General features: G+C 67.3%; 21 protein-coding genes. 15 read left to right on the top strand and 6 right to left on the bottom strand.

The window, feature by feature from the left end:
• Positions 1-44 precede the first annotated feature (44 nt).
• The 12 genes from CR919_RS10500 (at position 45) to rnt (ending at position 10,534) form a co-directional block, all read left to right on the top strand.
• Positions 45-836, top strand: a complete 792-nt coding sequence (locus CR919_RS10500; RefSeq protein ID WP_099819985.1) for a hypothetical protein — start codon at positions 45-47, stop codon at positions 834-836.
• A 136-nt stretch (positions 837-972) separates the two neighbouring features.
• Entirely contained in the window at positions 973-1,992 is a 1,020-nt protein-coding gene (gene pstS / locus CR919_RS10495; protein ID WP_025875374.1) for a phosphate ABC transporter substrate-binding protein PstS, read from the top strand.
• A gap of 448 nt (positions 1,993-2,440) precedes the next feature.
• Positions 2,441-3,529 (top strand): phosphate ABC transporter substrate-binding protein PstS, encoded by a 1,089-nt coding sequence (gene pstS, locus CR919_RS10490; RefSeq protein ID WP_099819984.1) that lies wholly within the window; start codon positions 2,441-2,443, stop codon positions 3,527-3,529.
• Positions 3,530-3,611: 82 nt separating this feature from the next.
• On the top strand, positions 3,612-4,580 hold the full coding sequence (gene pstC, locus CR919_RS10485) for a phosphate ABC transporter permease subunit PstC (protein ID WP_025875378.1): 969 nt from the start codon (positions 3,612-3,614) through the stop codon (positions 4,578-4,580).
• Positions 4,580-5,443 (top strand): phosphate ABC transporter permease PstA, encoded by an 864-nt coding sequence (gene pstA, locus CR919_RS10480; protein ID WP_032951813.1) that lies wholly within the window; start codon positions 4,580-4,582, stop codon positions 5,441-5,443. Before pstC ends, pstA begins: the two co-directional genes overlap by 1 nt.
• 19 nt (positions 5,444-5,462) lie before the next feature.
• Positions 5,463-6,293 carry a phosphate ABC transporter ATP-binding protein PstB gene (pstB, locus tag CR919_RS10475; protein WP_099819983.1) on the top strand — a complete coding sequence of 277 codons (831 nt, stop codon included), beginning with the start codon at positions 5,463-5,465 and terminating at the stop codon, positions 6,291-6,293.
• Between the two features lie 65 nt (positions 6,294-6,358).
• Complete coding sequence (gene phoU, locus CR919_RS10470) at positions 6,359-7,066, top strand: phosphate signaling complex protein PhoU (RefSeq protein WP_049465163.1); 708 nt, start codon at positions 6,359-6,361, stop codon at positions 7,064-7,066.
• Between the two features lie 180 nt (positions 7,067-7,246).
• Positions 7,247-7,597 carry a hypothetical protein gene (locus CR919_RS10465; protein WP_099819982.1) on the top strand — a complete coding sequence of 117 codons (351 nt, stop codon included), beginning with the start codon at positions 7,247-7,249 and terminating at the stop codon, positions 7,595-7,597.
• Positions 7,584-8,459: a DUF692 domain-containing protein gene (locus CR919_RS10460; RefSeq protein ID WP_099819981.1), complete on the top strand. Its 876-nt coding sequence runs from the start codon at positions 7,584-7,586 to the stop codon at positions 8,457-8,459. The genes CR919_RS10465 and CR919_RS10460 overlap by 14 nt, the downstream gene beginning before the upstream one ends.
• Positions 8,452-9,207: a putative DNA-binding domain-containing protein gene (locus tag CR919_RS10455; protein ID WP_099820200.1), complete on the top strand. Its 756-nt coding sequence runs from the start codon at positions 8,452-8,454 to the stop codon at positions 9,205-9,207. Before CR919_RS10460 ends, CR919_RS10455 begins: the two co-directional genes overlap by 8 nt.
• Positions 9,208-9,231: 24 nt before the next feature.
• Complete coding sequence (locus CR919_RS10450) at positions 9,232-9,753, top strand: DoxX family protein (RefSeq protein ID WP_099819980.1); 522 nt, start codon at positions 9,232-9,234, stop codon at positions 9,751-9,753.
• A 196-nt stretch (positions 9,754-9,949) separates the two neighbouring features.
• Positions 9,950-10,534: a ribonuclease T gene (rnt, locus tag CR919_RS10445; protein WP_099819979.1), complete on the top strand. Its 585-nt coding sequence runs from the start codon at positions 9,950-9,952 to the stop codon at positions 10,532-10,534.
• Positions 10,535-10,822: 288 nt separating this feature from the next.
• Here rnt and CR919_RS10440 read toward each other — a convergent pair whose 3' ends face one another.
• The 3 genes from CR919_RS10440 to CR919_RS10430 all read right to left on the bottom strand — a co-directional run bounded on the left by CR919_RS10440 (position 10,823) and on the right by CR919_RS10430 (position 16,179).
• Positions 10,823-13,768, bottom strand: a complete 2,946-nt coding sequence (locus CR919_RS10440; protein WP_243380076.1) for a ligand-binding sensor domain-containing diguanylate cyclase — start codon at positions 13,766-13,768, stop codon at positions 10,823-10,825.
• 284 nt (positions 13,769-14,052) lie between these two features.
• On the bottom strand, positions 14,053-15,444 hold the full coding sequence (locus CR919_RS10435) for an ATP-binding protein (protein WP_099819977.1): 1,392 nt from the start codon (positions 15,442-15,444) through the stop codon (positions 14,053-14,055).
• Between the two features lie 6 nt (positions 15,445-15,450).
• The gene (locus tag CR919_RS10430; RefSeq protein ID WP_025875399.1) at positions 15,451-16,179 is read right to left on the bottom strand and encodes a response regulator; all 729 of its coding nucleotides are present in this window, start codon (positions 16,177-16,179) and stop codon (positions 15,451-15,453) included.
• A 205-nt stretch (positions 16,180-16,384) separates the two neighbouring features.
• On the opposite strand from CR919_RS10430, the gene CR919_RS10425 reads away from it, so the two are divergent.
• The 3 genes from CR919_RS10425 to CR919_RS10415 are packed head-to-tail and all read left to right on the top strand — an operon-like array spanning position 16,385 to position 21,014.
• Positions 16,385-17,623, top strand: coding sequence for an efflux RND transporter periplasmic adaptor subunit (locus CR919_RS10425; RefSeq protein WP_099819976.1), 1,239 nt, complete (start codon positions 16,385-16,387; stop codon positions 17,621-17,623).
• Positions 17,620-19,578 carry a MacB family efflux pump subunit gene (locus tag CR919_RS10420; protein ID WP_099819975.1) on the top strand — a complete coding sequence of 653 codons (1,959 nt, stop codon included), beginning with the start codon at positions 17,620-17,622 and terminating at the stop codon, positions 19,576-19,578. Before CR919_RS10425 ends, CR919_RS10420 begins: the two co-directional genes overlap by 4 nt.
• Positions 19,575-21,014 carry a TolC family protein gene (locus tag CR919_RS10415; RefSeq protein ID WP_099819974.1) on the top strand — a complete coding sequence of 480 codons (1,440 nt, stop codon included), beginning with the start codon at positions 19,575-19,577 and terminating at the stop codon, positions 21,012-21,014. Before CR919_RS10420 ends, CR919_RS10415 begins: the two co-directional genes overlap by 4 nt.
• 110 nt (positions 21,015-21,124) lie before the next feature.
• Here the strand turns inward: CR919_RS10415 and rlmB are convergent, their stop codons facing one another.
• The 3 genes from rlmB to rnr form a co-directional block, all read right to left on the bottom strand.
• The gene (gene rlmB / locus CR919_RS10410) at positions 21,125-21,868 is read right to left on the bottom strand and encodes a 23S rRNA (guanosine(2251)-2'-O)-methyltransferase RlmB (RefSeq protein ID WP_089239900.1); all 744 of its coding nucleotides are present in this window, start codon (positions 21,866-21,868) and stop codon (positions 21,125-21,127) included.
• A 92-nt stretch (positions 21,869-21,960) separates the two neighbouring features.
• On the bottom strand, positions 21,961-22,455 hold the full coding sequence (locus CR919_RS10405) for a GFA family protein (RefSeq protein ID WP_099819973.1): 495 nt from the start codon (positions 22,453-22,455) through the stop codon (positions 21,961-21,963).
• 117 nt (positions 22,456-22,572) lie between these two features.
• The gene (rnr, locus tag CR919_RS10400; RefSeq protein ID WP_099819972.1) at positions 22,573-25,032 is read right to left on the bottom strand and encodes a ribonuclease R; all 2,460 of its coding nucleotides are present in this window, start codon (positions 25,030-25,032) and stop codon (positions 22,573-22,575) included.
• Between the last annotated feature and the right edge of the window lie 110 nt (positions 25,033-25,142).

Raw genomic sequence — 25,142 nt, 5'->3', positions numbered from 1 at the left:
TGGCCGCGCGATGATGCCCTGCCCTGTCGACATGGACCTTTGGGATGCCCACTTCCCTTCGCCTGCGCCGCCTGCTGTGCGCTGCCCTGCTCGCTGCCCTGCTCGCCGCCCTGCCCGCCACCGCGCTCGCCTGTGACGATGCAGAGGCCGTGCGCGAGGCCGCGTATCGGCAGTTGCCGGCTGGCGCCTTGCCAGTGACGGCACGCTTTACCGATGCCGACAGCAGCGCCTGCCGTGCGTGGCCCGCGCAACCCGGCACGACCCTGCTGGCCGTCGCGCAATGGACAGAGCCAGCCTCGGAAGACGTGCGCGGCGGCGACCTGGATCTGTTGCTGATCGACACCGCCAGTGGCCGGCCGCTGGCCTGGACCCGTGTGGCCGATGCGGTCAGCAGCGATGCGCTGCGCTTCACCGGGCTCCACCTGGACACCGCACGCTGGCAGCTGGACCCGGCCACCCGCGCGTTTGGCGTGCGCATGGACTACAGCGGCAGCTCAGGGCCCAACCCGTTCGCGCAGACCGAACTGCAGTTGTTCGTGCGCGATGGCTGGCAACTGCGCCGGGTGCTTGCGCCGCTGGCGGTCAGCGGTAGTCGCGGCGAATGGGATACGCGCTGCGCCGGCGAGTTCAGCCGCTTCGAGCGCACGCTGGAAATGGGCAATAGCACTTCCGCGGGTCTGGCACCGATCCTGGTGCGCGAAAAGCGCATCGATACGATCAGCGTCGCTGCGGGCGACGACTGCCATGCAACCGACACGACGGCACCGGCGCAGCGCTGGACACTGCTGCCCAGCGACGGCCGCTATGCCGTTCCAGAGGCGTTGCGCGGGCTCTGAAAGGGAGGCCGGAGCACCGCCATGACGGCTGTCACGTCCGCGTCATATGACAGACGCGGGCGTGTCATGGAACCGTTATGGAATGTGCACCGAAACGTCGGGCAGCCGCCCCTCGACCACCCCAGGAGTCTCTCCCGTGATCCACGCCTTCAAGTCGCGCGCCGCCGTCGCCATTCTGGCCGCGTCGTCCGTGTTCGCCGCCAACGCCGCCGATGTCACCGGCGCGGGCGCCTCGTTCATCTACCCGGTGATGTCCAAGTGGTCGGCCGACTACAGCACCGCCACCGGCAAGAAGGTCAACTACCAGTCGATCGGTTCCGGCGGTGGTATCGCCCAGATCAAGGCTGCGACCGTGGACTTCGGTTCGTCCGATGCGCCGCTGAAGCCGGAAGAGCTGGCTGCGGCCGGCCTGGCCCAGTTCCCGTCGGTGATCGGCGGCGTGGTGCCGGTGATCAACGTCGCTGGCGTCGCCCCGGGCGCGCTGAAGCTGGACGGCCCGACCCTGGCCAACATCTTCCTGGGCAAGATCACCACCTGGAACGACCCGGCCATCGCCGCCCTGAACAGCGGCCTGACCCTGCCCAGCGGCAAGATCACGATTGTCCATCGTTCGGACGGCTCGGGCACCACCTTCAACTTCGTCAACTACCTGTCCAAGGTCAGCCCGGAGTGGAAGAGCAAGGTCGGTGAAGGCACCTCGGTGCAGTGGCCGGCCGGCATCGGCGGCAAGGGCAACGAAGGCGTTGCTGCCTACGTGAAGCAGATCAAGGGCGGCATCGGCTACGTCGAACTGTCCTACGCACTGCAGAACAAGATGTCCTACGCGGCGATGAAGAACGCAGCCGGCAAGATCGTGCAGCCGTCGGACGCCTCGTTCTCGGCCGCTGCGGCCAGCGCCGACTGGGCCAACGCCCGTGACTTCTACCTGGTGATGACCAACGCCCCGGGCGCTGACGCATGGCCGATCACTGCCACCAACTTCATCCTGGTGCGCAAGCAGCCGAAGAACGTGGCTGGCGCCAAGGCCACCCAGGAGTTCTTCCGCTGGGTCTACAAGAATGGCGATGCGCAGGCCAAGCAGCTGGACTACGTGCCGCTGCCGGACGCACTGGTGCGCCAGATCGAGACCTACTGGACGCAGAACCTGAAGTACTGAGTTTCGTTGCAAGGCGTTCCCCCGCAGGAACGGGGTCGGCGGGTCCTCTCTCCCCCGCCGGCCCCACCGGGCGCTGGATCCTTCGGGGTCCGGCGCTCTTCTTTTTTGTAGGGTTGGTCGTGAAAGGCGCTGCGCTTCCGTTGATGTGTTGTTGCGGCGATGGGGTCATGCAGGAGCATCTGTAGATGCCGAGCCCATGCTCGGCTTCTTCTGGCCTGCCCTCGCGGGCAGCCGAGCATGGGCTCGGCTCTACCCTGCCTCCATCGTCATATCGGTGCGCAGTTCCGTGGTCTCCGGGCCCCCGCCGGGGGCCGGCCAACCCTGTGAAACCCTTGCCAGAACGTGATCCAGGACACCTCTGTCATGGACGTCATACGGTTGTAACAAAAACATCATTTCATAGCCGCATCCGCCGACACCGTCGGCTCTACCCCGCTATGGAGTGACCATGAAACTGCACTCGGCCAGCCTTGCCGCCCTTTCCCTGGCCATCGCCCTGGGCCTGTCTGCCTGCGGTGGCGACAAGCAGGCCGCACAGCAGCCGGCCGCTGACGGCGCCGCTGCTCCGGCCGCTGCCGGCGACAAGGTGACCGCTGAGGTCTCCGGTGCTGGCGCCTCCTTCATCTTCCCGCTGGTGTCCAAGTGGTCGGCCGACTACAACACCGCCACCGGCGCCAAGATCAACTACCAGTCGATCGGTTCCGGCGGTGGCATCGCCCAGATCAAGGCCGGTACCGTTGATTTCGGTTCGTCGGACAAGCCGCTGAGCAGCGACGAGCTGGCCCAGGCCGGCCTGGCCCAGTTCCCGTCGGCCATCGGCGGCGTGGTGCCGGTGGTCAACATCGACGGCCTGGAAGCCGGCAAGCTGCGCCTCAGTGGCGCCCTGCTCGCCGACATCTTCCTGGGCAAGGTCAAGACCTGGAACGACCCGGCCATCGTCGCCGCCAACCCGGGCGTGACCCTGCCGGACGGCAAGATCACCATCGTCCACCGTTCGGACGGTTCGGGCACCACCTTCAACTTCTCCAACTACCTGTCCAAGGTCAACCCGGAGTGGAAGAGCAAGGTCGGCGAAGGCACCTCGGTGCAGTGGCCGGACGGCGTGGGTGGCAAGGGCAATGAAGGCGTTGCGTCGTACGTGAAGCAGATCAAGGGTTCCATCGGCTACGTCGAACTGGCCTACGCCCTGCAGAACGCGATGCCGTACGCCTCGCTGCAGAACGCTGCCGGCACCTGGGTGCAGCCGAATGCTGAAACCTTCGCCGCCGCTGCTGCCAGCGCCGACTGGGCCAGCGCCAAGGACTTCAACCTGGTCATCACCAACGCCCCGGGCGAGCAGGCGTGGCCGATCACCGCCACCAACTTCATGCTGATGCAGAAGAAGCCGAAGGATGCCAAGCGCAACCAGGATGCGCTGGCCTTCTTCAAGTGGGCCTTCGAAAGCGGCCAGACCCAGGCCAACGAACTGCACTACGTGCCGCTGCCGGCCGAGCTGGTCAAGCAGATCGAAGCCTACTGGGCGACCGAACTGAAGTGATGGACCCGACGGTGCCCGCCACGTGCAGGCGCCGTCTCCTGAACATCGTGCTGCCCCGCCCCTTCCTGGCCCTGCCGTCCCCATGAATGCCATCGCCCAGCCTGTAGCCGCCCCGTCCACGCGTGACACGCGTGATGCCCGCAACGACAAACTGTTCCGATGGGTGCTGGTCGGCACCGTCATCTTCGTCCTGATCGCGCTGGCCTGCGCCGCACTGTCGATGCTGTGGGGTGGTCGCCATGCCCTGCAGATGCAGGGCCTGAGCTTCTTCTTCTCTTCCGACTGGAATCCGGTCGAAAACAAGTTCGGCGCCCTCGCCCCGATCTACGGCACCCTGGTCACCGCGCTGATCGCGATGGTCATCGCCGTGCCGGTCAGCTTCGGCATCGCCTTCTTCCTCACCGAAGTGGCACCGCGCTGGCTGCGTGGCCCGGTTGGTACCGCCATCGAACTGCTGGCAGGCATTCCCTCGATCATCTACGGCATGTGGGGCCTGTTCGTGCTGGTGCCGGTGATGACCGAGTACGTCACCCCGTTCCTCAACGAAACCCTGGGCGAATGGCCGATCATCGGCCCGGTGTTCCAGGGCCCGCCGCTGGGCATCGGCATGCTCACCGCCGGCTTCGTGCTGGCGATCATGGTCATCCCCTTCATCTCCTCGGTGATGCGCGAAGTGTTCCTGACCGTGCCGACGCGCCTGAAGGAATCGGCCTACGCGCTGGGTTCGACCAAGTGGGAAGTGAGCTGGGACATCGTCCTGCCCTACACCCGCTCGGCGGTCATCGGTGGCGTGTTCCTCGGCCTCGGCCGCGCACTGGGCGAGACGATGGCGGTGGCCTTCGTGATCGGCAACAGCGTGCGCCTGTCGCCGTCGCTGCTGGAACCGGGCACCACCATCGCCGCGCTGATCGCCAACGACTTCGGCGAAGCCACTGAAACCTACCGCTCGGCGTTGCTGCTGCTCGGCTTCGTCCTCTTCATCGTCACCTTCGTGGTGCTCGCCATCGCCCGCCTGATGCTGATGCGCCTGTCCCGCAAGGAGGGCAACTGATGTCCAGCACCGCTGACTCCCTGTACCTGCGCCGCCGCATCGGCAACGTCATCGCCATCGCGATGTCCTGCGCCACCGCGCTGTTCGGCCTGTTCTTCCTCGGCTGGATCCTGTTCACCCTGGCCTCCAAGGGCCTGGCCGGCATCAACCTGGATCTGTTCACCAAGATGACACCGCCGCCGATGCAGGAAGGCGGTCTGGCCAACGCCTTCTTCGGCAGTGCGGTGATGTGTGCGCTGGCGATCGGCATCGGCACCCCGCTGGGTGTGCTCGCTGGCACCTGGCTGGCCGAGTACGGCAACGCCCGCAAGGCCGGCACCGTGGTCCGCTTCGTCAACGACATCCTGCTGTCGGCGCCGTCCATCGTGTTGGGCCTGTTCGTCTACACCCTGTACGTGATGCAGACCGGCGGCAGCTTCTCCGCCTTCGCAGGTGCGCTGTCGCTGGCCTTCATCGTGCTGCCGGTGGTGGTGCGTACCACCGACGAGATGCTGCGCCTGGTGCCTTCGCAGATGCGCGAAGCCGCCCTGTCGCTGGGCATCCCGCAGTGGAAGGTGATCGTGCAGGTGCTGTACCGCAGTGCCTCGGCCGGCATCATCACCGGCATCCTGCTGGCGCTGGCGCGCATTTCCGGCGAGACCGCACCGCTGCTGTTCACCGCCTTCGGCAACCAGTACTGGAACAGCAACGTGTTCCAGCCGATGGCCTCGGTGCCGGTGGTGATGAACCAGTTCGCCGGCAGCCCGTATGAATCCTGGCAGGTGCTGGCCTGGGCCGGCGCGCTGGTGCTGACCGTGTTCGTGCTGCTGGTCAGCCTCTCTGCGCGCGGCATCCTGCTGCGCAACCGTATCTCCCATGACTGACCTTTCCGTGGATACCGCCATGAACGACCTTTCCAACGCCGTGCCGATGCAGCGCATCGTGGTGCCGGCCTCGCACGAGAACCTGCACGCTCCGGCACCGGTCAAGCTCGCCGCGCGTGGACTGGACTTCTACTACGACAAGTTCCACGCCCTGAAGGGCATCAACCTGGAGATCCCGGAAAAGCGCGTGACCGCACTGATCGGCCCCTCCGGTTGTGGCAAGTCGACCCTGCTGCGCATTTTCAACCGCATCTACGCGCTGTACCCGAAGCTGGAAGCGCGCGGTGAAGTGATCCTCGACGGCGAGAACATCCTGTCGCCGAAGTACCCGATGAACCGCCTGCGCAGCAAGGTCGGCATGGTGTTCCAGAAGCCGGTGCCGTTCCCGATGACCATCTTCGAGAACGTGGCCTACGGCATCCGCCACCACGAGAAGCTGTCCAAGGCGGACATGGCCAACCGTGTCGAGCACGCGCTGCGCCAGGGCGCGCTGTGGGACGAAGTGAAGGACAAGCTCAACCAGAGCGCGCTGGGCCTGTCCGGCGGCCAGCAGCAGCGTCTGTGCATCGCCCGCGCCGTGGCCCTGCGCCCGTCGGTGCTGCTGCTGGACGAGCCGACCTCGGCGCTGGACCCGATCTCCACCAGCCGCATCGAGCAGCTGGTGGAAGAACTGAAGCACGAGTACACCATCGTGATCGTCACCCACAACATGCAGCAGGCCGCGCGCGTGTCCGATTACACCGCCTTCATGTACCTGGGCGACCTGATCGAGCACGACCGCACCGAAGTGATCTTCTCGCAGCCGTCCAAGCAGCAGACCGAGGATTACATCACCGGTCGCTTTGGCTGACCGGCGCTGACGCTTCGCCACATGTCCCAGCCAGGCGCGGCCTGGCTCTACCTGGATTGCAGACCATGAACCTTCCCAACGACCACATCGTCAAAAGCTACGACGAAGAGCAGCAGCGCCTGGTGGCCGAAATCGTGCGCATGGGCGAGATGGCCGTCGCCCAGCTGGAGGCGTCGATGGACGTCATCGAGAAGCGCGACGAGAACGCCGCCCACCGCATCATCGCCAACGATGAAGCGATCGATGCGCTGGAACAGCAGATCAGCCACGACGTGATGCGCCTGGCGCTGCGTGGCCCGATGGCGCGCGACCTGCGCGAGATCCTTGCCGGCCTGCGCATTCCGGCCGACATCGAACGCATCGGCGACTACGCGGCCAACGTCGCCAAGCGCTCCATCGCGCTGGGCAAGGTGCCGCCGCTGCCACAGATCCAGGGCCTGCGCGCGCTCGGCCGTCTGGCTGCGCAGCAGGTCCGCCGTGCCATCGCCGCCTACCGCGACAACGATGCCGATGCCGCGCTGGAACTGCGCGAGGACGATGCCCGCCTGGATGCGCAGTACACCGCGCTGTTCCGCGAGCTGCTGACCTACATGATGGAAGACCCGCGCAACATCACCCCGTGCACCCATCTGCTGTTCATGGCCAAGAACCTGGAACGCGTGGGCGACCACGCCACCAACATCGCCGAAAACGTGTGGTTCCTGGTGCACGGCGAACAGCCGTTGCCGCCGCGCCAGAAGCGCGACGAGACCTCCAGCGCCGGAGATATCTGATACTGCACTGCAACACCGGATTCGACTCCAGGGTGGCCGCTGTCCTCGCGACAGCGGCCTTTTTGTTGGCGTCGCAATACTTCTCACGAAAATTTGAACTCCCGGCGAGGATTCGTTGAGTAGGATCGCTGCACCATCGCTTCACCACGGGCACCCGCCCACCACCCAGGAGCACGACCGATGAGCACCTCCAACAAGACGCTGTCCCTGCTGACCGCCACCGCCCTGGCCGCAGGCCTCGGCATGACCGCCTCCGCCTCGGCCCTGAGCATGAGCGATCTCGCCCAGGGTTATCTGGTTGCCGGCCAGGCGGCAAAGGCCACCGACGCGAAGGCGACCGATGCGAAATCCGCCGACGCGGCCAAGCATGCAGAAGGCAAGTGTGGCGCCGACGGCAAGAGCGCTGAAGGCAAGTGCGGCGGCGACAAGGGCAAGGCAGCGGCCGGTGCCGACGCCAAGGCCAAGACCGGCGGCGACAAGAAGTCGGCCGAAGGCAAGTGCGGCGAAGGCAAGTGCGGTGGCAAGCACTGACGTCCGCGCCGGCGTCGTCCACCCGCGGTCGCCGCTTCCCGCGGCGGCCGTGGGCCTGGGCCTGCGCCGCGCCCTGCTGCAGGACCTGCGCGACGCACCCGCCGGCGATTTCGATTTCCTCGAGTGCGCGCCGGAGAACTGGATCGGTGTAGGCGGCCCCGCCGGTGACGCGCTGGCCGAACTGGCCACGCGCCATCCGTTGAGCTGCCACGGCCTGTCGTTGTCACTGGGTGGAAGCGCAGCGCTGGATACCCAGCTGCTGGCACAGGTGGGTGCCTTTCTTGAGCAACACCGGGTGCCGCTGTACAGCGAACACCTCAGCTACTGCAGCGACGAGGGCCATCTGTACGACCTGCTGCCGATTCCATTCACCGATGAAGCAGTACGCCACACCGCTGCACGCATCGCCCGCGTGCAGGACATCCTCGGCCGCCGCATCGCCGTGGAAAACGTGTCGTACTACCTGGCCCCGGAACCAATGATGGACGAACTGGCCTTCACCAATGCGGTGCTGGCCGAGGCCGACTGCGATCTGCTGCTGGACGTCAACAATGTCTACGTCAATGCCTGCAACCACGGCTACGACGCCGATACGTTCATTGCCGGCCTGCCCGCGCAGCGCATCGTCTGCCTGCACGTGGCCGGGCACCTGGACGACGCTCCGGACCTGAAGATCGACACCCACGGCAGCCCGGTGATCGATCCGGTGTGGGATCTGCTGGCGCGTACCTACGCGCGCATCGGCCCGCGCCCTACCCTGCTCGAACGCGACTTCAATTTCCCGCCTTACGCCGAGCTGCGCGGCGAACTGCAGACCATCCACCGCCTGCAGGCCGTGCATGCTGGAGCCGCCCATGGCTGATGCTCCCGAACGACTGCGCGCGCAGCAGCACGCGTTCACCGCACACCTGCGCGATCCGGCGCAGGTGCCGGCGCCGCCCGGCATGGACCCGCGCCGGGTGGCGGTGTACGAACGCCTGCTGTTCAACAATCTGCTGGGATTGTTGAGCAACGGCTTCCCGGTCTGCGTGCGCCTGCTGGGCGAACCGGCCTGGGGTGCGCTGGTGCGCCACTATTTCGCCAGCCACCGTTGCCACACCCCGTTGTTCACCGAGCTGGCGGCCGAGTTCGTGCAGTGGCTGCAAGCGCAGCCGGCGCTGCCGCACCCGGCGTTGGCCGAACTGGCCCACTACGAGTGGGTGGAGACCGCGCTGTACCAGCTGCAGGCTGATCCGCTGCCGGAACCTGGCGACATCGATCCGTTGCAGGTGCCGTTGCGGCGCTCGCCACTGGCCTGGCCGCTGCTGTACCACTGGCCGGTGTATCAACTGGGTAGCGACGATGCACCGTCGCAACCACCGGCAGAGCCCACCGGCCTGCTGGTACGGCGCGATGCCGATGGCGCAGTGCGCTTTGCCACCCTGACCCGTCTGGCGGTGCATCTGCTGACGCTGATCGGCGAGGCGCCCGGGGCCACCGGCCAACAACAGCTGCAGCAACTGGCCGCCCTGCACCACCTCGATCCCGAGACCTTGTCGGCCCCGGGTGCGCAACTGCTGCAGCAGTTCCTGCGTGCCGGCGTGATCGGTCCGCTCCGCGCTTCACCCTGACGCCCTCTTCCAGGAGATTCACCGATGAAGACCCCGATCCTGGCCGCAACCCGCGGCCAGCTGGACCGTTTCGCCCCGTGGTTGGCCCCGCTTGGCCTGCGCCTGCTGCTTGCCTGGGAATTCTTCGAATCCGGGCGCGAGAAGCTGCACGGCGAGAACTGGTTCGCCGACCTGCAGGGCGCATTCCCGTTCCCCTTCGACCAGTTGCCCGCCGCGCTGAACTGGCAATTGGCCACCTGGTTCGAACTGGTGGGCGCAGCGTGCCTGCTGTTCGGCTTTGGCACCCGCTTTGCCGCCGCCAGCCTGCTGATGCTGACGGTCGTGGCAACGTACGCGGTGCACTGGCCGGCCGAATGGAGCTCGCTGGGCGATCTGGCGATGGGCTACGCGATCAGCGACCAGGGCTTTGGCAACTTCAAACTGCCACTGCTGTTCATGGCGATGCTGCTGCCGCTGCTGTTCACCGGCGCCGGGCGCCTGAGCGTGGATGCAGTGCTGGCGCGGTGGTATCCGTCGGGGCCCACGGCGCAGCCCGCGATCCGGTAGATGCCGAGCTTGGTCGGCGCACGTCGCGCGGTCCGGTAGACGCCGACCTTGGTCGGCGCGCGGTGTGCCAACCAAGGTTGGCACCTGCCAGGATCCCGGGCGCTCAGGGTCGCTCTGCTAGAATCCGTACATGACTGACCCCACTTCCGCACCTGCCGCCGCCCCTGTTCCCGACGTACCCCAGGCGCAGCGCGCGATGTCACAACGCTTCCGCGGCTTCCTGCCAGTGGTGGTGGATGTTGAAACCGGCGGCTTCGACAGCCAGCGCAACGCGCTGCTGGAAATCGCCGCCGTACCGATCGAGATGGACGAGAGCGGCCTGCTCTACCCCGGCCAGACCGCCAGCGCCCATGTGGTGCCGGCCGAGGGCCTGGAGATCGACCCGAAGTCGCTGGAAGTGACCGGCATCATCCTCGACCATCCGTTCCGGCTGGCCAAGGAAGAGAAGGCGGCGCTCGATCACGTGTTCACCCCAGTGCGTGCGGCGATGAAGAAGTACGGCTGCCAGCGCGCGATCCTGGTCGGCCACAACGCCCATTTCGACCTGGGCTTCGTCAACGCGGCCGTCGCCCGTACCGGGCACAAGCGCAATCCGTTCCACCCGTTCAGCGTGTTCGATACGGTCACCCTGGCGGGCATCGCCTACGGTCAGACCGTGCTGGCGCGCGCGGCCACGGCGGCCGGGCTGGGCTGGGATGCCAACGAGGCGCACAGCGCGGTGTATGACACCGAGCAGACGGCGCGGTTGTTCTGCACGATCGCCAACGCCTGGCCGCGGTAAGGCGGCCAACGGCGGAGCCCCTCGTGGCGGGCTGACAGCGATTCCGGTCAAGGCCGGGCGGGTGGACTGCGCAGGGGACGCTGCAAGTACGTCCCTGTAAGCTCGGTCGCCGCATCCATGCGGCTCACGCCCCTGCGCAGCCCACCCGCCCGGCCACGGACACGTTGCTGGGCGCCACGGAAAGATCAGAAACGCGGGAGCAACAGCGGGTCGCTGCGCTTGATGGGTGCCAACCGTTGATGCGGCACTCCAGTAGATCCACGCCATGCGTGGATGCTTCGCACTGGATCAACCGATGCTCGTGCGATCGCGGCCGTCGCTCTTCGCGCGGTACAACGCACGGTCGGCACGCTGGTACAGCAGCGCCGGGGTGCGGTCGTCGCCATCCAGTTCCACCAGGCCGGCACTGAAGGTCACCCGCAGGCCCGGTATGCCGGCCCAGTCCGGGTGGTCATGGAACAGGCCACGCAGGCGCGCGCACAGTTGTGCTGCCTCCTCCAGCCGGGTGTCGTTGAGCAGCAGCGCGAATTCCTCGCCGCCGGTGCGTGCCGGCAGGTCCGAATCGCGACTGGCTGCGGCGATCACCTGCGCCACTTCCACCAGTACTGCATCACCGATGCTGTGGCTGTGCTGGTCGTTGACGTCCTTGAAGTGGTCGATGTCCAGCACCACCAGGCACAGCGGATGGCCGCTGCGCTGGGCGCGGGCGAAGTCACGGGCCAGCGCCTCGTCGAAACCACGACGGTTGGCCAGCCGGGTCAGCGCGTCCTCGCGGGCCTGTCGTTCGAATGCCTCGGCCTGCCGCGCCAGGCGCTCGGCCAGCTCGGTCTTTTCCTGGTTCAACGCCTGCAGGTGCACGGTCTGCGCCTGCAGGTCGAAGGTTGCCTCATCCACGCGGCGCGCCAGCCGCAGGTTGCTGGCCTTGTACTGTTGCAGCAGGAAGCGGTACAGCGCCACCAGCGCGGCCAGCAGCACCAGCGCGATCAATGCCTGCACACTGTGCCGCTGCCACCAGAACGGCTCGACGGTGAAGCTCCACAGCGCTTCCTGATGGCCCCAGCTGCCACCCGGGTGCGAGGCGGCCACGTGCAGCGTGTAATCGCCAGGCGGCAGGCCGACGAACTCCACGCTGCGCTGCGGGCCTCGCTCCACCCAGCCGTTGTCCAGACCCTCCAGCCGCGTGCGGTAGCGGATGCGATCAGACATCAGGTAGCTCAGGCCCACGTAGCTCACCGCAAGCCGTCGCCCACCGGGAATCAGGTTGCGCTCGGAGCCTTCCCAGTGCACCGGCGCACCGTCGACCTGTACGTTCTCGATTGCCGCAGGCGGTGCCGGGCGTTCACGGAAACGCTGCAGCCGCTGCGGGTCGACCATGCTCAGGCCACCGGCGGTCACCACCCAGAACGTGCCGTCCTGGCGCAGGATCGCCGAGGGACCGGAACTGCCGTTGGCCTGCGCATTGGCCATGCCGTCGATTTCGTTGTAACGCTCCACGGTTACCCGCGGCGCGCGTCCGTCGGCCACGGCGTTGAGCGTGGCCATATCGGTGCGCAGCACGCCGCGGTTGCTGCTGATCCACACATTGCCCAGTCGATCGGGTACCAGCTGGAACACCGCATCCACCGGCATGCCCTGCTCCAACCCCACGCGCGCCAGCGTGCCGCGCTGCCAGCGGTACAGCCCACGATCACTGCTGATCCACATCGCATCGCCGATCTGGTGGAAGCCGAACACGCTGCGCCCCCCGCCCAGCGGCGCGAGGTCGATCGACTGCACACGATCACCGCGCAGCACGCGGATGCCTTCGATGGTGCCGATCCACAGATTTCCCTGGTGATCGTGTTCCAGCGCGGTGGTCAGGCCTGCCGGCATGCCCGCAATCGTGGGCACGGTGACCTTGTCACCCTCGATACGGACCACGCCCTTCTGCGTCCCCGCCCAGACCACGCCGTCAGGCGCGATGCTGATCGCACGGATGTTGCCGCCGGGCAGGCCATCGGCCGCCGCGTAGTTGTGGCGAAGGCGTCCATCGGCGTGCAAGCGGTAGATGCCGTCGCCGAAGGTACCCACCCACAGATCGCCGCCGGCATCCTGGGCCAGGCTCAGTACCGAGGGCGCCTTGCCACCGCGGTTGTGCAGCGGCATCGCGCGGAATCGACCGTCGGCGGTCTGCAGGTCCAGGCCGCTGGCACTGCCCACCCACAGGCGGCGATCACGGTCTTCGAGCACCGTGCGGACGTAGTCGCCGCTGAGGCCGTCGCGTTCGGTGTAGCTGCTGAACAGGGTTTCGCGCAGGCGATACAGGCCGCCGTTGGCACCCACCCAGATGCTGCCCTCGGCATCCTCGCGCAGGCTGACCACACGCCCGCCGGGCAGGTTCAGACCGGCTGGCAGGCGCTCCAGGCCATGCGCCGAAATGCGCAGCAGGCCCTGGTTCTCGGTACCCAGCCACAGGTCGCCATGGCGGTCCTGCAGCATCGCGGTCAAGTGCAGCTGGCCGGGCAGCCGGTGCACCAGCACCAGGCGATCATCCTCCACCCGGTACAGGCGCTCACCCGCGACGATCCAGAGCGCACCATCGGGTGCGCGGTAGGGCCACGACAGCCCCTTGTCCACGCCCCAGGCCGCCGGCGCGCGCTGCAGCACGCCGTCGTTGTCACGCAGCACCAGGCCGTCGAGGGTGCCGATCCAGACCCGGTCCTGCGCGTCGACCGCCATCTTGGTGAAGCTCATCGCCAGCGGCAGGTCCGGCGGTGGACGCTGGTAGACGATGCCCTTGTCCGGGGTCAGATAGGCGATGCCCTTGCCTTCATACAGCAGCCACAGGCGTCCCTGGCTGTCCATCTGCATGGACTGGATCAGTACCTGCGGCGTATCCGGTTGATGCTCCCAGACCCGCCACTGGCCATCGCTGCCGCGGTGGCTGACATTACCCCGCGAGTCGCTGATCCACAGACCACCCTGCGTGTCGACCAGCAGCGCGCCGATGCCGTTGTCGCGCAGCCCCGGCCGGGTGCTGCGGTCGAACACGGTGAAATCCAGGCCGTTGTAGCGCACCAGGCCTTCCCACGTGGCGAACCACAGGTGGCCTTCCGGGGTCTGCGCGATGTCGCGCAGCGAGTTGTGCGGAAGACCATTGCGCGAGGTCCACACGTCGATGGCGTAGTCGCGCAGCGGCGGTGCGCCACTCTGCGCAGCCAGCGGCGCGGCCATCGCCAGCAGCAGCCACAGCATGCCCAGTCGCAGCAGGCGACCGATCCTCTCCGCGTGGCGCCCCGCCCGGCGCCTGCCCGCCCCCTGCCCGCCCATCAGCGCAGCGGCGGCGGCCAGCTGCGGATGCCGGTGGCGGCAGCAGACGCGAACGGGGACAGCCGCACCGCGCAGGGCGGCATGCCGGCAGGAACAGGCAGGCTCATCGGACGAAGAATGGGGAAGTACGCAGATGATAGGGCAAACCCCACCATTGGCGTCACCGCGGCCGGGGCAGCCCGGCGCAACCGGGTCGGGGATCGTCGCTGCTACCGGGCCTCGGCGCTGGTCGACCACTGCACCACTGCTTCCAGCCCGCCTTCGGGGCGGTTGCGCAGCCACAACCGGCCACCGTCCTTTTCGGCCAGCGCGCGGGCGATGGTCAGGCCCAGGCCGGCACCGCCGGTCTCGCGCGAACGTGAGGTCTCCACCCGCACGAACGGGTCGAACACGGCTTCCAGCTGGTCATCCGCCAGCCCGGGACCATCATCGGCGATGACCACCGTGATCGTGCCCTCGCCGCGCTCGACACGCACCCGGGCGCGCTGTGCGTACATCACCGCGTTGTCCACCAGGTTGGAGAACAGGCGATGCATCGCCAACGGGCGCAGCATCAGCACTGCGCCGCTGCGGCCTTCGAAGACGACGTCGGCGCCGTCCTCGGCAGTGTCCTCGACGATGCTCTCCAGCAACGAATCCAGGTCCAGCGCGGCGCGCTGTTCGGCACTCTCCGCACTTCGGGCCAGTTCCAGACCCTCGCGTACCAGCGCCTGCATCGCGGCCAGGTCGCCGATCAGGCGCTCGCGCAGGGTCTCGTCGGTCACGTTTTCCAAACGCAGGCGCAGCCGGGTCAGCGGCGTCTGCAGGTCGTGGGTGATCGCGGCCAGCATCTGCGTGCGTTCGGCCAAGTGGCGCTGCAGCCGATGCTGCATGGCATTGAAGGCCTCGGCGGCGCGCTGCACTTCGCGTGGCCCACGCAGCGGCAATGGCGCTCGCTGCAGGTCATCGCCCAGGTCCTCGGCAGCGGCCGCCAGCTCCTGCAGCGGCGCACTGGCCATGCGTGCGACCACATACGCCAGCACGGCAATGGCCAGCACCAGCAGGGTCAGGAACAGCGGGTCCACGGCGAGGATGCCGTTGTGCGCGATCGCTGGCGAATCCAGGGCGAGCTTCAGCAACGTGCCGTCGTTGAGCACCACGTCCACCGCCCGGCACTTGGGCGGGATGAAGGTGGGATCGCGTTCGCGCGGCGGCTTGTGGTGGCCCGGCGGCGGCGGCGGCAGCAGGTCCTGCAGCTTGGGAATGCACGAACGGAACGAGGCGAAGTGCACATGTGCGCGCGACACCGGGCCGGGGCGGTCCTCCAGCACTTCCATCAGCGCCTTGTCGGCGCGCCCGATGCGCGCGCCGGGCTGCAGTGCGCGCACGCTGGGGCCACCGATCTCCAGCAGCCGCTCGCGCAGCTCCGGGTTGCCGTCGAGCAGGTTGATGTAGCCCTGCAGGCGATCGGCGATGCGGTTCAGGTTCTGCCGCTCGAACTCCTGCTGCCGCTTGGAACTGGCCAGCATGGTCGCGCCGATCGCGGCCACGCTCATGCCCAGCAGCAGGATCACGAACAGCCGTCCGACCATCGAGGACAGGAAGTGGCGCAGGCGCTTCATCGCGGCTTATTCCAGGTTGACGGCCGAGGCCAGCACGTAGCCTTCGTTGCGAACGGTCTTGATCAGGCCATCGGGGCCACCGTCATCGGCCAGCTTGTTGCGCAGCCGGCTGACCTGCAGGTCGATGGCGCGGTCCTGCGCTTCATAGTTGCGGCCACTGCTGAGGGCCACCAGCTGCTCGCGCGAGAGCACCTTGTTGGCATGGGCGATGAACACCCGCAGCAGGCGGAACTCGGCGCCGGACAGCACCACCACGCGCCCGTCCGGATCGACCAGGTGGCGATGCTCCAGGTCGAAGATCCAGCGCGAGAAACGCGCACGGCGCACCGCCAGCGGTTCCAGGTTGGCCGGCAGCGCTTCGGTACGGCGCAGCACGTTGCGGATGCGCGCCAGCAGTTCGCGCGGTTCGAACGGCTTGGCCAGGTAGTCATCGGCGCCCATTTCCAGGCCGAGCACGCGGTCGATCGGCTCGGCGCGCGCGGTGAGCATGATCACCGGCGTGTTCGAGCGCGCGCGAAGGTCGCGGCACAGGGTCAGGCCATCTTCGCGTGGCAGGTTGAGGTCGAGCACGATCAGGTCCACGTGCTCGCGTTCCAGCAGCTGGCGCATGCTGGTGCCATCGGCGGCGGTGCTGACCTGGTAGCCAGCGCGGCCGAGCTGCTCGGCCAGCAGCGTGCGGATATCGTTGTCGTCATCGACGATCAGCAAACGGTGCATCGGGTTTTCAGTCTCCATGTCGCGAATCATCCCGTGTCGGCAGCTGAACCGCATCCAGGCCAATGCGTACCACTGTATCCCCCGCAGTGCGGGATACCTGCTGATACGCCGTCTCGCAGACAGTGTTACATAGAGACACACCCCGAGGATTGAGCACAGCGTCGCTCGATCTTCACAATGCCCACCAACGCCGCCACTGCGGCCCCCAGAGTGAAGCCGCCACGTGATCTCCCGCCTGTTGCCCGCGACCCGCAAGGGTCGCCTGATGTTGATCGCCCTGCTTGTCCTGATCGCCGCCGTGTCCGCCTGGTGGCTGCTGCGCAAGCCGGCCGCACCGGCCCTGGCAACCACCCCGGTCAGCCGCGGCGACATCGAGCAGACGGTGGAAGCGACCGGCGTGATCGACGCCTACAAGCTGGTCAGCGTCGGTGCGCAGGCCTCCGGCCAGATCAAGTCGCTGAAGGTGCAGCTGGGCGATACGGTGAAGGAAGGCGACCTGATCGCCGAAATCGACGCCACCACCCAGCAGAACCAGGTACTCAATGCCCAGGCCTCGCTGGACCAGGTGACCGCGCAGCGCGCGGTGCAGCAGGCCACCCTGCGGCAGGCCGAACTGGAGTTCGCACGCCAGCAGCAGATGCTGGCGGCCGAAGCCACCTCGCGCCAGGAATACGATGCGGCCGAGGCCCAGCTGAAGACCGCGCGTGCGCAGCTGCAGTCCTACGAAGCGCAGATCAAGGGCCGCGAAACCGAACTGGGCACCGCCCGTGCCAACCTGGCCTACACCCGCATCGTCGCGCCGATGGACGGCACCGTGGTGGCGGTGGTGGCCGAGGAAGGCCGTACGGTGAACGCCAACCAGACCGCACCGACCATCGTGATGCTGGCGCGGCTGGACGTGGTGACCGTCAACGCCGAGGTCTCCGAGGCCGACGTGGTCAAGATCAAGGCCGGCATGCCGGTGTACTTCACCACGCTGGGCGACCCGGACCGCAAGTACCACGCCACGCTGCGGCAGATCAATCCGGCGCCGGCGTCGATCGCCAACGAGAGCTCGTCCAGTTCCAGCAGCTCGTCCAGTTCCAGCTCCAGCAGCGCGGTCTACTACAACGCGTTGTTCGACGTGGAAAACCCCGATGGCACCCTGCGCATCGACATGACCGCACAGGTCTCGGTGCTGCTGAAGCAGGCCAAGGGCGTGCTGATGGTGCCGGCTGTTGCACTCGGCCCGAAGTCGCGCGACGGCGAGCGCATCGTGCGGGTGGTCGATGACAAGGGCCAGCCGCAGCCGCGCAAGGTCAAGGTCGGCATCAACAACGGCGCCAACGTCGAGATCCTGTCCGGCCTGCAGGAAGGCGAGCGGGTGGTGGTCGGCGAAGGCGGCGCTGCGGCAGCCGCGGGTGGCGGCAACCGCGGCGGCATGCAGATGCGGGTCGGCGGCCCGGGCATGGGGCGCCGATGAGCACGACGGCGCCGCTGCTGCGCCTGCGCGACCTGCGACGCGAATTCCCGGCCGGCGAGGACGTCATCGCCGTGCTGCGCGACGTCAACCTGGACATCCATGCTGGTGAGATGGTGGCCATCGTCGGCCAGTCCGGCTCGGGCAAGTCCACGCTGATGAACATCCTCGGCTGCCTGGACCGCCCGACCCGTGGCAGCTACCAGGTAGCGGGCCGCGAGACCGGGAAAATGGCGCCCGACGAGCTGGCCGAGCTGCGCCGCGAGCACTTCGGTTTCATCTTCCAGCGCTACCACCTGCTGGGCGATCTCGACGCGCGTGGCAATGTGGCCGTGCCAGCGGTGTATGCCGGCAGCCCCGGCCCGGTGCGCACCGCGCGTGCCGAGCAGCTGCTGCAGCGCCTCGGCCTGGCCGACCGCATGCACCACAAGCCCGGGCAGCTGTCCGGTGGCCAGCAGCAGCGCGTGTCGATCGCGCGTGCGTTGATGAACGGTGGCGAGGTGATCCTGGCCGACGAACCGACCGGCGCCCTGGATACGAAATCCGGCGAAGAGGTGATGGCCATCCTTGGTGAGCTGCATGCCGAAGGCCATACCATCATCATCGTCACCCACGACATGAGCGTCGCCGAGCACGCACAACGCATCATCGAGATCCGCGACGGCGAGATCATTGCCGACCGCGCCAATCCGGCCGCGCCCAGCTACCGAGCGCAACGCGAACCGAGCGCGGGCGTCGCCCATGGCAGCAGCTGGCTGGCTGCCCGCGACCGCTTCACCGAAGCGTTCCGGATGGCCCTGCTGGCGATGAACGCCCACCGCCTGCGTACCTTCCTGACCATGCTCGGCATCATCATCGGCATCGCTTCGGTGGTATCGGTGGTGGCGCTGGGCAATGGCTCGCAGCAGCAGATCCTGCAGAACATCAGCGCACTGGGTACCAACACCATCGACGTCTACCCCGGTCGCGGATTCGGCGACATGCGGTCGGCGCGGGTGCAGACCCTCAAGGCCAGCGATGCCGATGCCCTGTCGCGGCAAAGCTACGTCGACAGCGCCACCCCCAGCGTGTCCAGCTCGGTCACCGCGCGCTACCGCAACCAGTCGGCCACCGCGCAGATCAGCGGCGTCGGCGAGCAGTACTTCCGGGTGAAGGGCGTGAGCCTGCTCAGCGGCAGCTTCTTCGACACCGATGCGGTGAAGGGACTCGGCCAGGTAGCGGTGATCGATGAGAACACCAGGACCCAGTTCTTCCCCGACAGCGACCCGATCGGCCAGGTGATCCTGCTGGGCAACGTGCCGGTGCGCGTGGTCGGGGTGGCCAAGAAGCAGAGCTTCGGTTTCGGCGGCAGCACCAGCCTGAGCGTGTTCGTGCCCTACACCACGGTGATGTCGCGCATGCTCGGTCAGAGCCATGTTTCCAGCATCACCGTGCGGGTGAACGATGAAACACCGATGGATGCGGCGCAGGAAGCGATCACCCGGCTGCTGACCATGCGCCACGGCACCGAGGACTTCTTCCTCAGCAACAGCGCCGAGATCCGCGACACCATCGAACAGACCACGCGCACGATGACCCTGCTGATCGGCGCCATTGCCGCCATCGCGTTGCTGGTCGGTGGCATCGGCGTGATGAACATCATGCTGGTCTCGGTGACCGAGCGTACCCGCGAGATCGGCGTGCGCATGGCGGTGGGTGCGCGGCAGAGCGACATCCGCCAGCAGTTCCTGATCGAAGCGGTGCTGGTGTGCCTGCTCGGCGGCGTGCTCGGCATCGGCCTGGCCCTGCTGATGGGCGTGTTGATCGGCCGTTTCGCAAGCGATTTCCAGGTGCTGTTCTCCACCGCTTCCATCATTGCCGCCTTCGCCTGTTCAACCCTGATCGGCGTGGCGTTCGGCTTCCTGCCGGCACGCAGTGCCGCCCAGCTCGACCCGGTGGAGGCCCTGGCCCGCGAATGAAGATGATGACCCGACTGCCGTTCCCTGCTCCCTCGCGCCTGCTGCTTGCCGGCGCCGTGCTGCTTGCACTCTCGGCCTGCGCTTCGGTAGGCCGCTATCCGGTTGAGGACCCCAGCGTTGCCGCCACCTATGGTCGTGGCGATGCGACCCTCAACGCGCCGGCCGACGACCCGCGCAGCGGCCTGGACACCCCGGCGCGCGACATCCGCCAGGACCGCTGGTGGACCGGCTTCGGCGATGCGCGCCTGGACCGCCTGGTGGCGCAGGCGCTGACTGCCAACAGCGACCTCGGTGCCGCCGGCCTGGCCGTGCAGCGTGCACGCCTGCAGGCCGGGCTGGCCAGCAACGCGCTGTGGCCGCAGCCTTCGTCGTCCGGCGTCAGCGGCAGTGGCAGCCGCGCCACCGACCAGGCCGACGACTGGCGCCGCAGCTATTCCACCGGTGTGTCGCTGGGGTGGGAGGTGGACCTGTGGGGCCGCCTGCGCACCCAGCGCGACATCGCCCGCTGGGAAGCCGACGCCAGCGAAGAAGACCGGCAGAACACCGCCCTGCTGGTGATCGGCGATGTCATCAACCAGTACTGGGCACTGGCCTATCTCAACCAGTCCATCGCCACCGGCCAGGCCAACCTCGAGCGGCTGCAACGCACGCATGAACTGGTGCAGGCACGCTTCGATGCCGGTGCGGTTTCGCGGCTGGAAGTACGCCAGGCACTGCAGAACCTGCAGTCGCAGCGTTCGGCGCAGAGCGCGCTGGAACAACAGCGGGTGGAAGTGCGCAATGCACTGACCGTGCTGCTGGATGGCACGCCGTGGCCGCAGCAGGACGAACCGCAGAACCTGCTGGAGGCGCAGAGCCCGACCATTGCCGAAGGCCTGCCGGCCGACCTGCTCGGCCGCCGGCCCGACCTGCGCGCGGCCGAGCTGCGGCTGCGCAACAGCCTGAAGACGATCCGGGTGACCGCCACCCAGTACTACCCGGCATTTAGCCTGACCGGCAGCCTCGGTTCCAGCGCGACCTCGCTGGGCGATGTACTGCGCAATCCGGTGGCGACGCTGGGAGCTGGCCTGTCGCTGCCCTTCCTCAACCTGCAGCGCGCGCAGCTGGATACGGACGTGGCCGGTACCAACTACCAGATCGCCGCCAGCACCTTCCGCAAGACGCTGTACACCGCGCTGTCGGAGGTGGACAACGCCTTGTCCGCACGTGAGCAGCTGCTGCGCCAGGTGACCGCCTCACAGGCGTCCTACGACGAAGCGGTGGAAGTGGAGCGCGCGCAGGAAGTGCGTTATCGCGTGGGCGCCACCGATCTGCGCACCTGGCTGGAAGCGCAGCAGACCCGGCGCGATGCAGAACTGTCACTGGCGCGGGTGCGGCAGAGCCAGTTGAACAACGACGTGACGCTGTTCAAGGCGCTGGGCGGTAGCGCGGGGTGACGTCTTCTGTAGAGCCGAGCCCACGCTCGGCTGCTTTTCGTCCCGATGCCGATGCCGCGCGGTGCGCGGCAGCCGAGCGTGGGCTCGGCTCCACAGGGACGGTTGTCTGATCAACCGCGCTGGCGCACGACCTCGAACAGGCTGACGCCGGCGGCGACCGAAACGTTCAGGCTCTCGATCTCGCCCGGCATCGGAATCTTGACCAGACCGTCGCAGTTCTCGCGGGTCAGGCGGCGCAGGCCATCGGCTTCGCCGCCCAGCACCAGGGCGATGTTGCCCTTCAGGTCCAGCTGATACAGCGACGCGGTGGCCTCACCGGCCAGGCCGTAGATCCACACGCCCTGCTTCTGCAGGTCCTTCAGGCAGCGCGACAGGTTGGTCACCGCCACCACCGGGATGCGGTCGGCAGCACCGGCCGAGGTCTTGCGCACGGTGGCATTGACCGTGGCCGACTTGTCCTTGGGGATGATCACGGCGGTGGCACCGGCCGCAGCGGCCGAGCGCAGGCAGGCACCGAGGTTGTGCGGGTCCTGCACCTCGTCCAGCACCAGCAGCAGGGCCTTGCCTTCCGCAGCAGTGACCAGGCCTTCCAGCTCGTTCTCGTTGTAGGTGCGGGCGGCGGCATAACGCGCGGCCACGCCCTGGTGGCGCACCGAACCGCCCACGCCGTCCAGCGCCTGGCTGTTGACCTTGCGCACGTCGATGCCCTTGCGGCGGGCGTTTTCCTCGATCTCGGTCAGGCGCGGGTTTTTCGCACCGGCCTCGACCAGCACTTCGCGGACGTTCTCGGCGTCGTTCTCGATGGAGGAGGCGACGGCGTTGACGCCGACGATCCACTGGCTGTTCTTGCTCATGCGGGCAGGACCGGAAAGGGGGTGGCTATGGTAGAGCATCAGGGGCGGCCGCGCTTCGCGCTCGCCGGGCATGGCCCGGCGCTACCCGCCGTTCACCCTTCGGCCGAACGGCTGCGCGGTGGCCAGTGCGGGGTGTCGTGGTCGGGGTGCTGGTGGGACACGATCGTGGCCAGGAACTCCAGCGCGGCGACATCCTCTTCGGTGCGGCGTGCCGGCAGCCTGCCCAGCCCGTCGACGAAGGGCAGCTTGCGCTCGACGCCATACTGGAGGGTCGGCGGCAGGCGCTCAGGCTGGTCGAAGGCACCGGCGGCCACCGCCACGCCATCAGGGGCTTCATAGGTCAACGGCGTGCCGCAGTCGGCGCAGAACCCGCGCCGCACGACGTTGGAGGACTGGAAATAGCGCGGTTGGCCGCGGGTCCAGCTGAACTGCACGCCGCGCACCGAGACCAGCGGCGCGTAGTAGGCGCCGAAGGCCTTCTGGCACATCCGGCAGTGGCAGATCGATCTGTCGGTCAGCTCGCCACGCACCTGGAAGCGGATCGCACCGCACTGGCAGCCGCCGCTGTATTCGGGTTGGCCCTGCATTGCTGCGTTCCTCCGAAACGTCGTGCCAACCAACGGTTGGCACCTACCGGGTGAGGTGGGTGCCGACCGTTGGTCGGCACACCGTGTGCGCAGCCGAGCATGGCTCGGCTCTACAGATCAGTACTTCTTTTTCGTGCGCTTGGCCGGCTTGCCGCGCTCGGGCAGCGGAGCCGGGCTTGCCGCCTCTTCCTCGCCCTTGTGCTCGACCAGACGGAAGTCGATCTTGCGCTCTTCCATGCTGGCCTTCAGCACCAGGATGCGCACCTGGTCGCCCAGGCGGTAACTGCTGCCACGGCGCTCACCGGTCAACGTCTTGCGGGTCGCGTCGAACTTGTAATAGTCCTGCGGCAGCTGGGTCACGTGCACCAGGCCCTGTACCTTCGAGTCGGCCAGTTCCACGAACAGGCCGAAGCTGGTCACACCGCTGATCACGCCATCGAACTGGCCACCGACGTGCTTCTCCATCCACGCCGCGCGGTAACGCTCATCGACTTCACGCTCGGCCTCATCGGCACGACGCTCACGCTCGGAGCACTGCAGAGCCAGTGCGGCCATCTCGCGGGCGTTGTAGGTGAACTTGTCCAGCGGCTTGCCCGACAGCGCATGCTTGATCGCACGGTGCACCAGCAGATCCGGGTAACGACGGATCGGCGAGGTGAAGTGCGCGTACGCCTCCAGCGCCAGGCCGAAGTGGCCGTTGTTGTCGGGGCTGTACACGGCCAGGCTCTGGCTGCGCAGCAGCACCGATTCCAGCAGCGTGGCATCGGGACGGTCGCGGATCTTCTTCAGCAGCTTGGTGTAATCACCCGGGCGCACCTTCGACCACGGCGGCAGACTCAGCTTGAACTCCTTGAGGAATTCCAGCAGATCGGCGTACTTGGTCTCCGGCGGCTTCTCATGCACGCGGTAAGGCGCCGGCACATGGCGCGACAGCAGGTACTTGGCCGCCTCCACGTTGGCCGCGATCATGCATTCCTCGATCAGCTTGTGCGCATCGTTGCGCACCAGCATGCCGGCCTGGGTGACTTCGCCGCGGTTGTCGAGCACGAAGCGGACTTCGCTACTTTCAAACTCGATCGCGCCACGCTTGCTGCGCGCCTTCGACAGCACCTTGTACAGCTGGTGCAGGCGCTGCACCTGCGGCAGCAGGTCACCGATGAACGCCTTGGCGCCGGCATCATCCTCGCCCACCGCCTGCCACACCTGGGTGTAGGTCAGGCGCGCGTGCGAATTCATCACCGCTTCGTAGAAGCGCGAGTGGGTGACGACGCCTTCGCGGTCGATCTGCATGTCGCAGACAAAGCACATGCGGTCGACCTTCGGCATCAACGAACAGATGCCGTTGGACAGCGTTTCCGGCAGCATCGGCACCACGAAGCCCGGGAAGTACACCGAGGTGGCGCGCTTCTGCGCTTCATCGTCCAGCGGCGTACCGGGACGAACGTAGTTGGAGACATCGGCAATGGCCACCACCAGGCGGAAACCGTCGGCGTTCGGCTCGCAGTACACCGCGTCGTCGAAGTCCTTGGCATCCTCGCCATCAATGGTGACCAGCGGCGTGCTGCGCAGGTCGACGCGGTCGCCGATCATCGCTGGTTCGACCACCAGCGGCACCGAGGCGGCTTCGTCCAGCACCTCCTGCGGGAACTCGAACGGCAGTTCGTGGCCGTGAATCGCGGTCTCCACCACCAGCGAGGCGGTCAGCTTGTCACCAAGCACGGCGATGATGCGGCCGATCGGTGGGCGGCGGCTGTCCGGTGCCTGGGTCAGTTCGCAGACGACCAGCTGGCCATCGCGCGCGCCGCCGGTCTGGTCCGGCGGCACCTGCACGTTGCGCTGGATGCGCTTGTCATCGGGCACCACGTAGTTGATGCCCATCTCGACGCTGAAGCGGCCGATCAGGCGCGTCATGCCGCGCTCAAGCACGCGGGCGATGCTGCCTTCGCGACGGCCGCGATGATCGATGCCGGTGACCCGCGCCAACACCTTGTCGCCGTGCATCACCTTGCGCATTTCATACGGCGGCAGGAACAGATCGTCACCGCCCTCGACCGGGCGCAGGAAGCCGAACCCTTCCGGATTGGCAATCACCACGCCGGTGACCAGGTTCAACGTCTGGATGGGTGCGAAGCCACCGCGGCGGTTCTGCACCAGCTGGCCATCGCGGACCATGGCGCCGAGCCGGCGCGACAGCGCTTCGGCACGGTCCGGTGCGGTCAGACCAAGGCGCGCGCCGAGTTCTTCAGCCGTCTGCGGCCCTTCGCAACGTTCCAGCAGGGCCAGGATGGCCTCGCGGCTGGCGATGGGTTGTTCGTACTTTTCCGCTTCGCGGGACGCATAGGGATCGTCGATCACCTTGCCCGTCGGCGGCAGCTTGCGGCCCGGCGCGGGGCCAGGTGCCTCTGCGTTGCGGCGGCCACGCCCTGGAGGCGGTGCACCGCCTTCGGCCAGTGCGGGGAGCCAGCCCGGCAACGGCTTGCCCGGCTTGTTGTTGCGGGCAGTGCCCTGCTTGGTGCCCTTGTTGGGGGCTTCACTGCGGGACTTGCTCCCGCCCTTGCTTGGTTTTTTGGTAGTCATCGCCCTCCATGGTAGCCGTTGCGGGCGTGCAGAACGGGTCAGCAGACCGGTTGAAGGCTCCCCATTAAGAATTTTCAGGAAATCGTTGACAGCCCCCCGGTTCATCTTCA

The organism is Stenotrophomonas sp. LMG 10879 (genome assembly GCF_002750935.1).
Taxonomy (GTDB): domain Bacteria; phylum Pseudomonadota; class Gammaproteobacteria; order Xanthomonadales; family Xanthomonadaceae; genus Stenotrophomonas; species Stenotrophomonas lactitubi_B.
Note: the sequence above shows the minus strand (reverse complement) of the source record. Positions and strands in the feature narration are given on the sequence as shown.

Bases quoted from the DNA above. Each gene is read 5' to 3' on its own strand.
- phoU (WP_049465163.1), top strand. From the start codon at position 6,359: ATGAACCTTCCCAACGACCACATCGTCAAAAGCTACGACGAAGAGCAG.
- CR919_RS10415 (WP_099819974.1), top strand. From the start codon at position 19,575: ATGAAGATGATGACCCGACTGCCGTTCCCTGCTCCCTCGCGCCTGCTG.
- CR919_RS10500 (WP_099819985.1), top strand. From the start codon at position 45: ATGCCCACTTCCCTTCGCCTGCGCCGCCTGCTGTGCGCTGCCCTGCTC.
- CR919_RS10420 (WP_099819975.1), top strand. From the start codon at position 17,620: ATGAGCACGACGGCGCCGCTGCTGCGCCTGCGCGACCTGCGACGCGAA.
- CR919_RS10405 (WP_099819973.1), bottom strand. From the start codon at position 22,455: ATGCAGGGCCAACCCGAATACAGCGGCGGCTGCCAGTGCGGTGCGATC.
- CR919_RS10430 (WP_025875399.1), bottom strand. From the start codon at position 16,179: ATGGAGACTGAAAACCCGATGCACCGTTTGCTGATCGTCGATGACGAC.
- CR919_RS10465 (WP_099819982.1), top strand. From the start codon at position 7,247: ATGAGCACCTCCAACAAGACGCTGTCCCTGCTGACCGCCACCGCCCTG.
- CR919_RS10450 (WP_099819980.1), top strand. From the start codon at position 9,232: ATGAAGACCCCGATCCTGGCCGCAACCCGCGGCCAGCTGGACCGTTTC.
- CR919_RS10440 (WP_243380076.1), bottom strand. From the start codon at position 13,768: ATGCTGTGGCTGCTGCTGGCGATGGCCGCGCCGCTGGCTGCGCAGAGT.
- pstA (WP_032951813.1), top strand. From the start codon at position 4,580: ATGTCCAGCACCGCTGACTCCCTGTACCTGCGCCGCCGCATCGGCAAC.
- pstS (WP_099819984.1), top strand. From the start codon at position 2,441: ATGAAACTGCACTCGGCCAGCCTTGCCGCCCTTTCCCTGGCCATCGCC.
- CR919_RS10455 (WP_099820200.1), top strand. From the start codon at position 8,452: ATGGCTGATGCTCCCGAACGACTGCGCGCGCAGCAGCACGCGTTCACC.
- CR919_RS10435 (WP_099819977.1), bottom strand. From the start codon at position 15,444: ATGAAGCGCCTGCGCCACTTCCTGTCCTCGATGGTCGGACGGCTGTTC.
- rnr (WP_099819972.1), bottom strand. From the start codon at position 25,032: ATGACTACCAAAAAACCAAGCAAGGGCGGGAGCAAGTCCCGCAGTGAA.
- pstC (WP_025875378.1), top strand. From the start codon at position 3,612: ATGAATGCCATCGCCCAGCCTGTAGCCGCCCCGTCCACGCGTGACACG.
- rlmB (WP_089239900.1), bottom strand. From the start codon at position 21,868: ATGAGCAAGAACAGCCAGTGGATCGTCGGCGTCAACGCCGTCGCCTCC.
- pstB (WP_099819983.1), top strand. From the start codon at position 5,463: ATGAACGACCTTTCCAACGCCGTGCCGATGCAGCGCATCGTGGTGCCG.
- rnt (WP_099819979.1), top strand. From the start codon at position 9,950: ATGTCACAACGCTTCCGCGGCTTCCTGCCAGTGGTGGTGGATGTTGAA.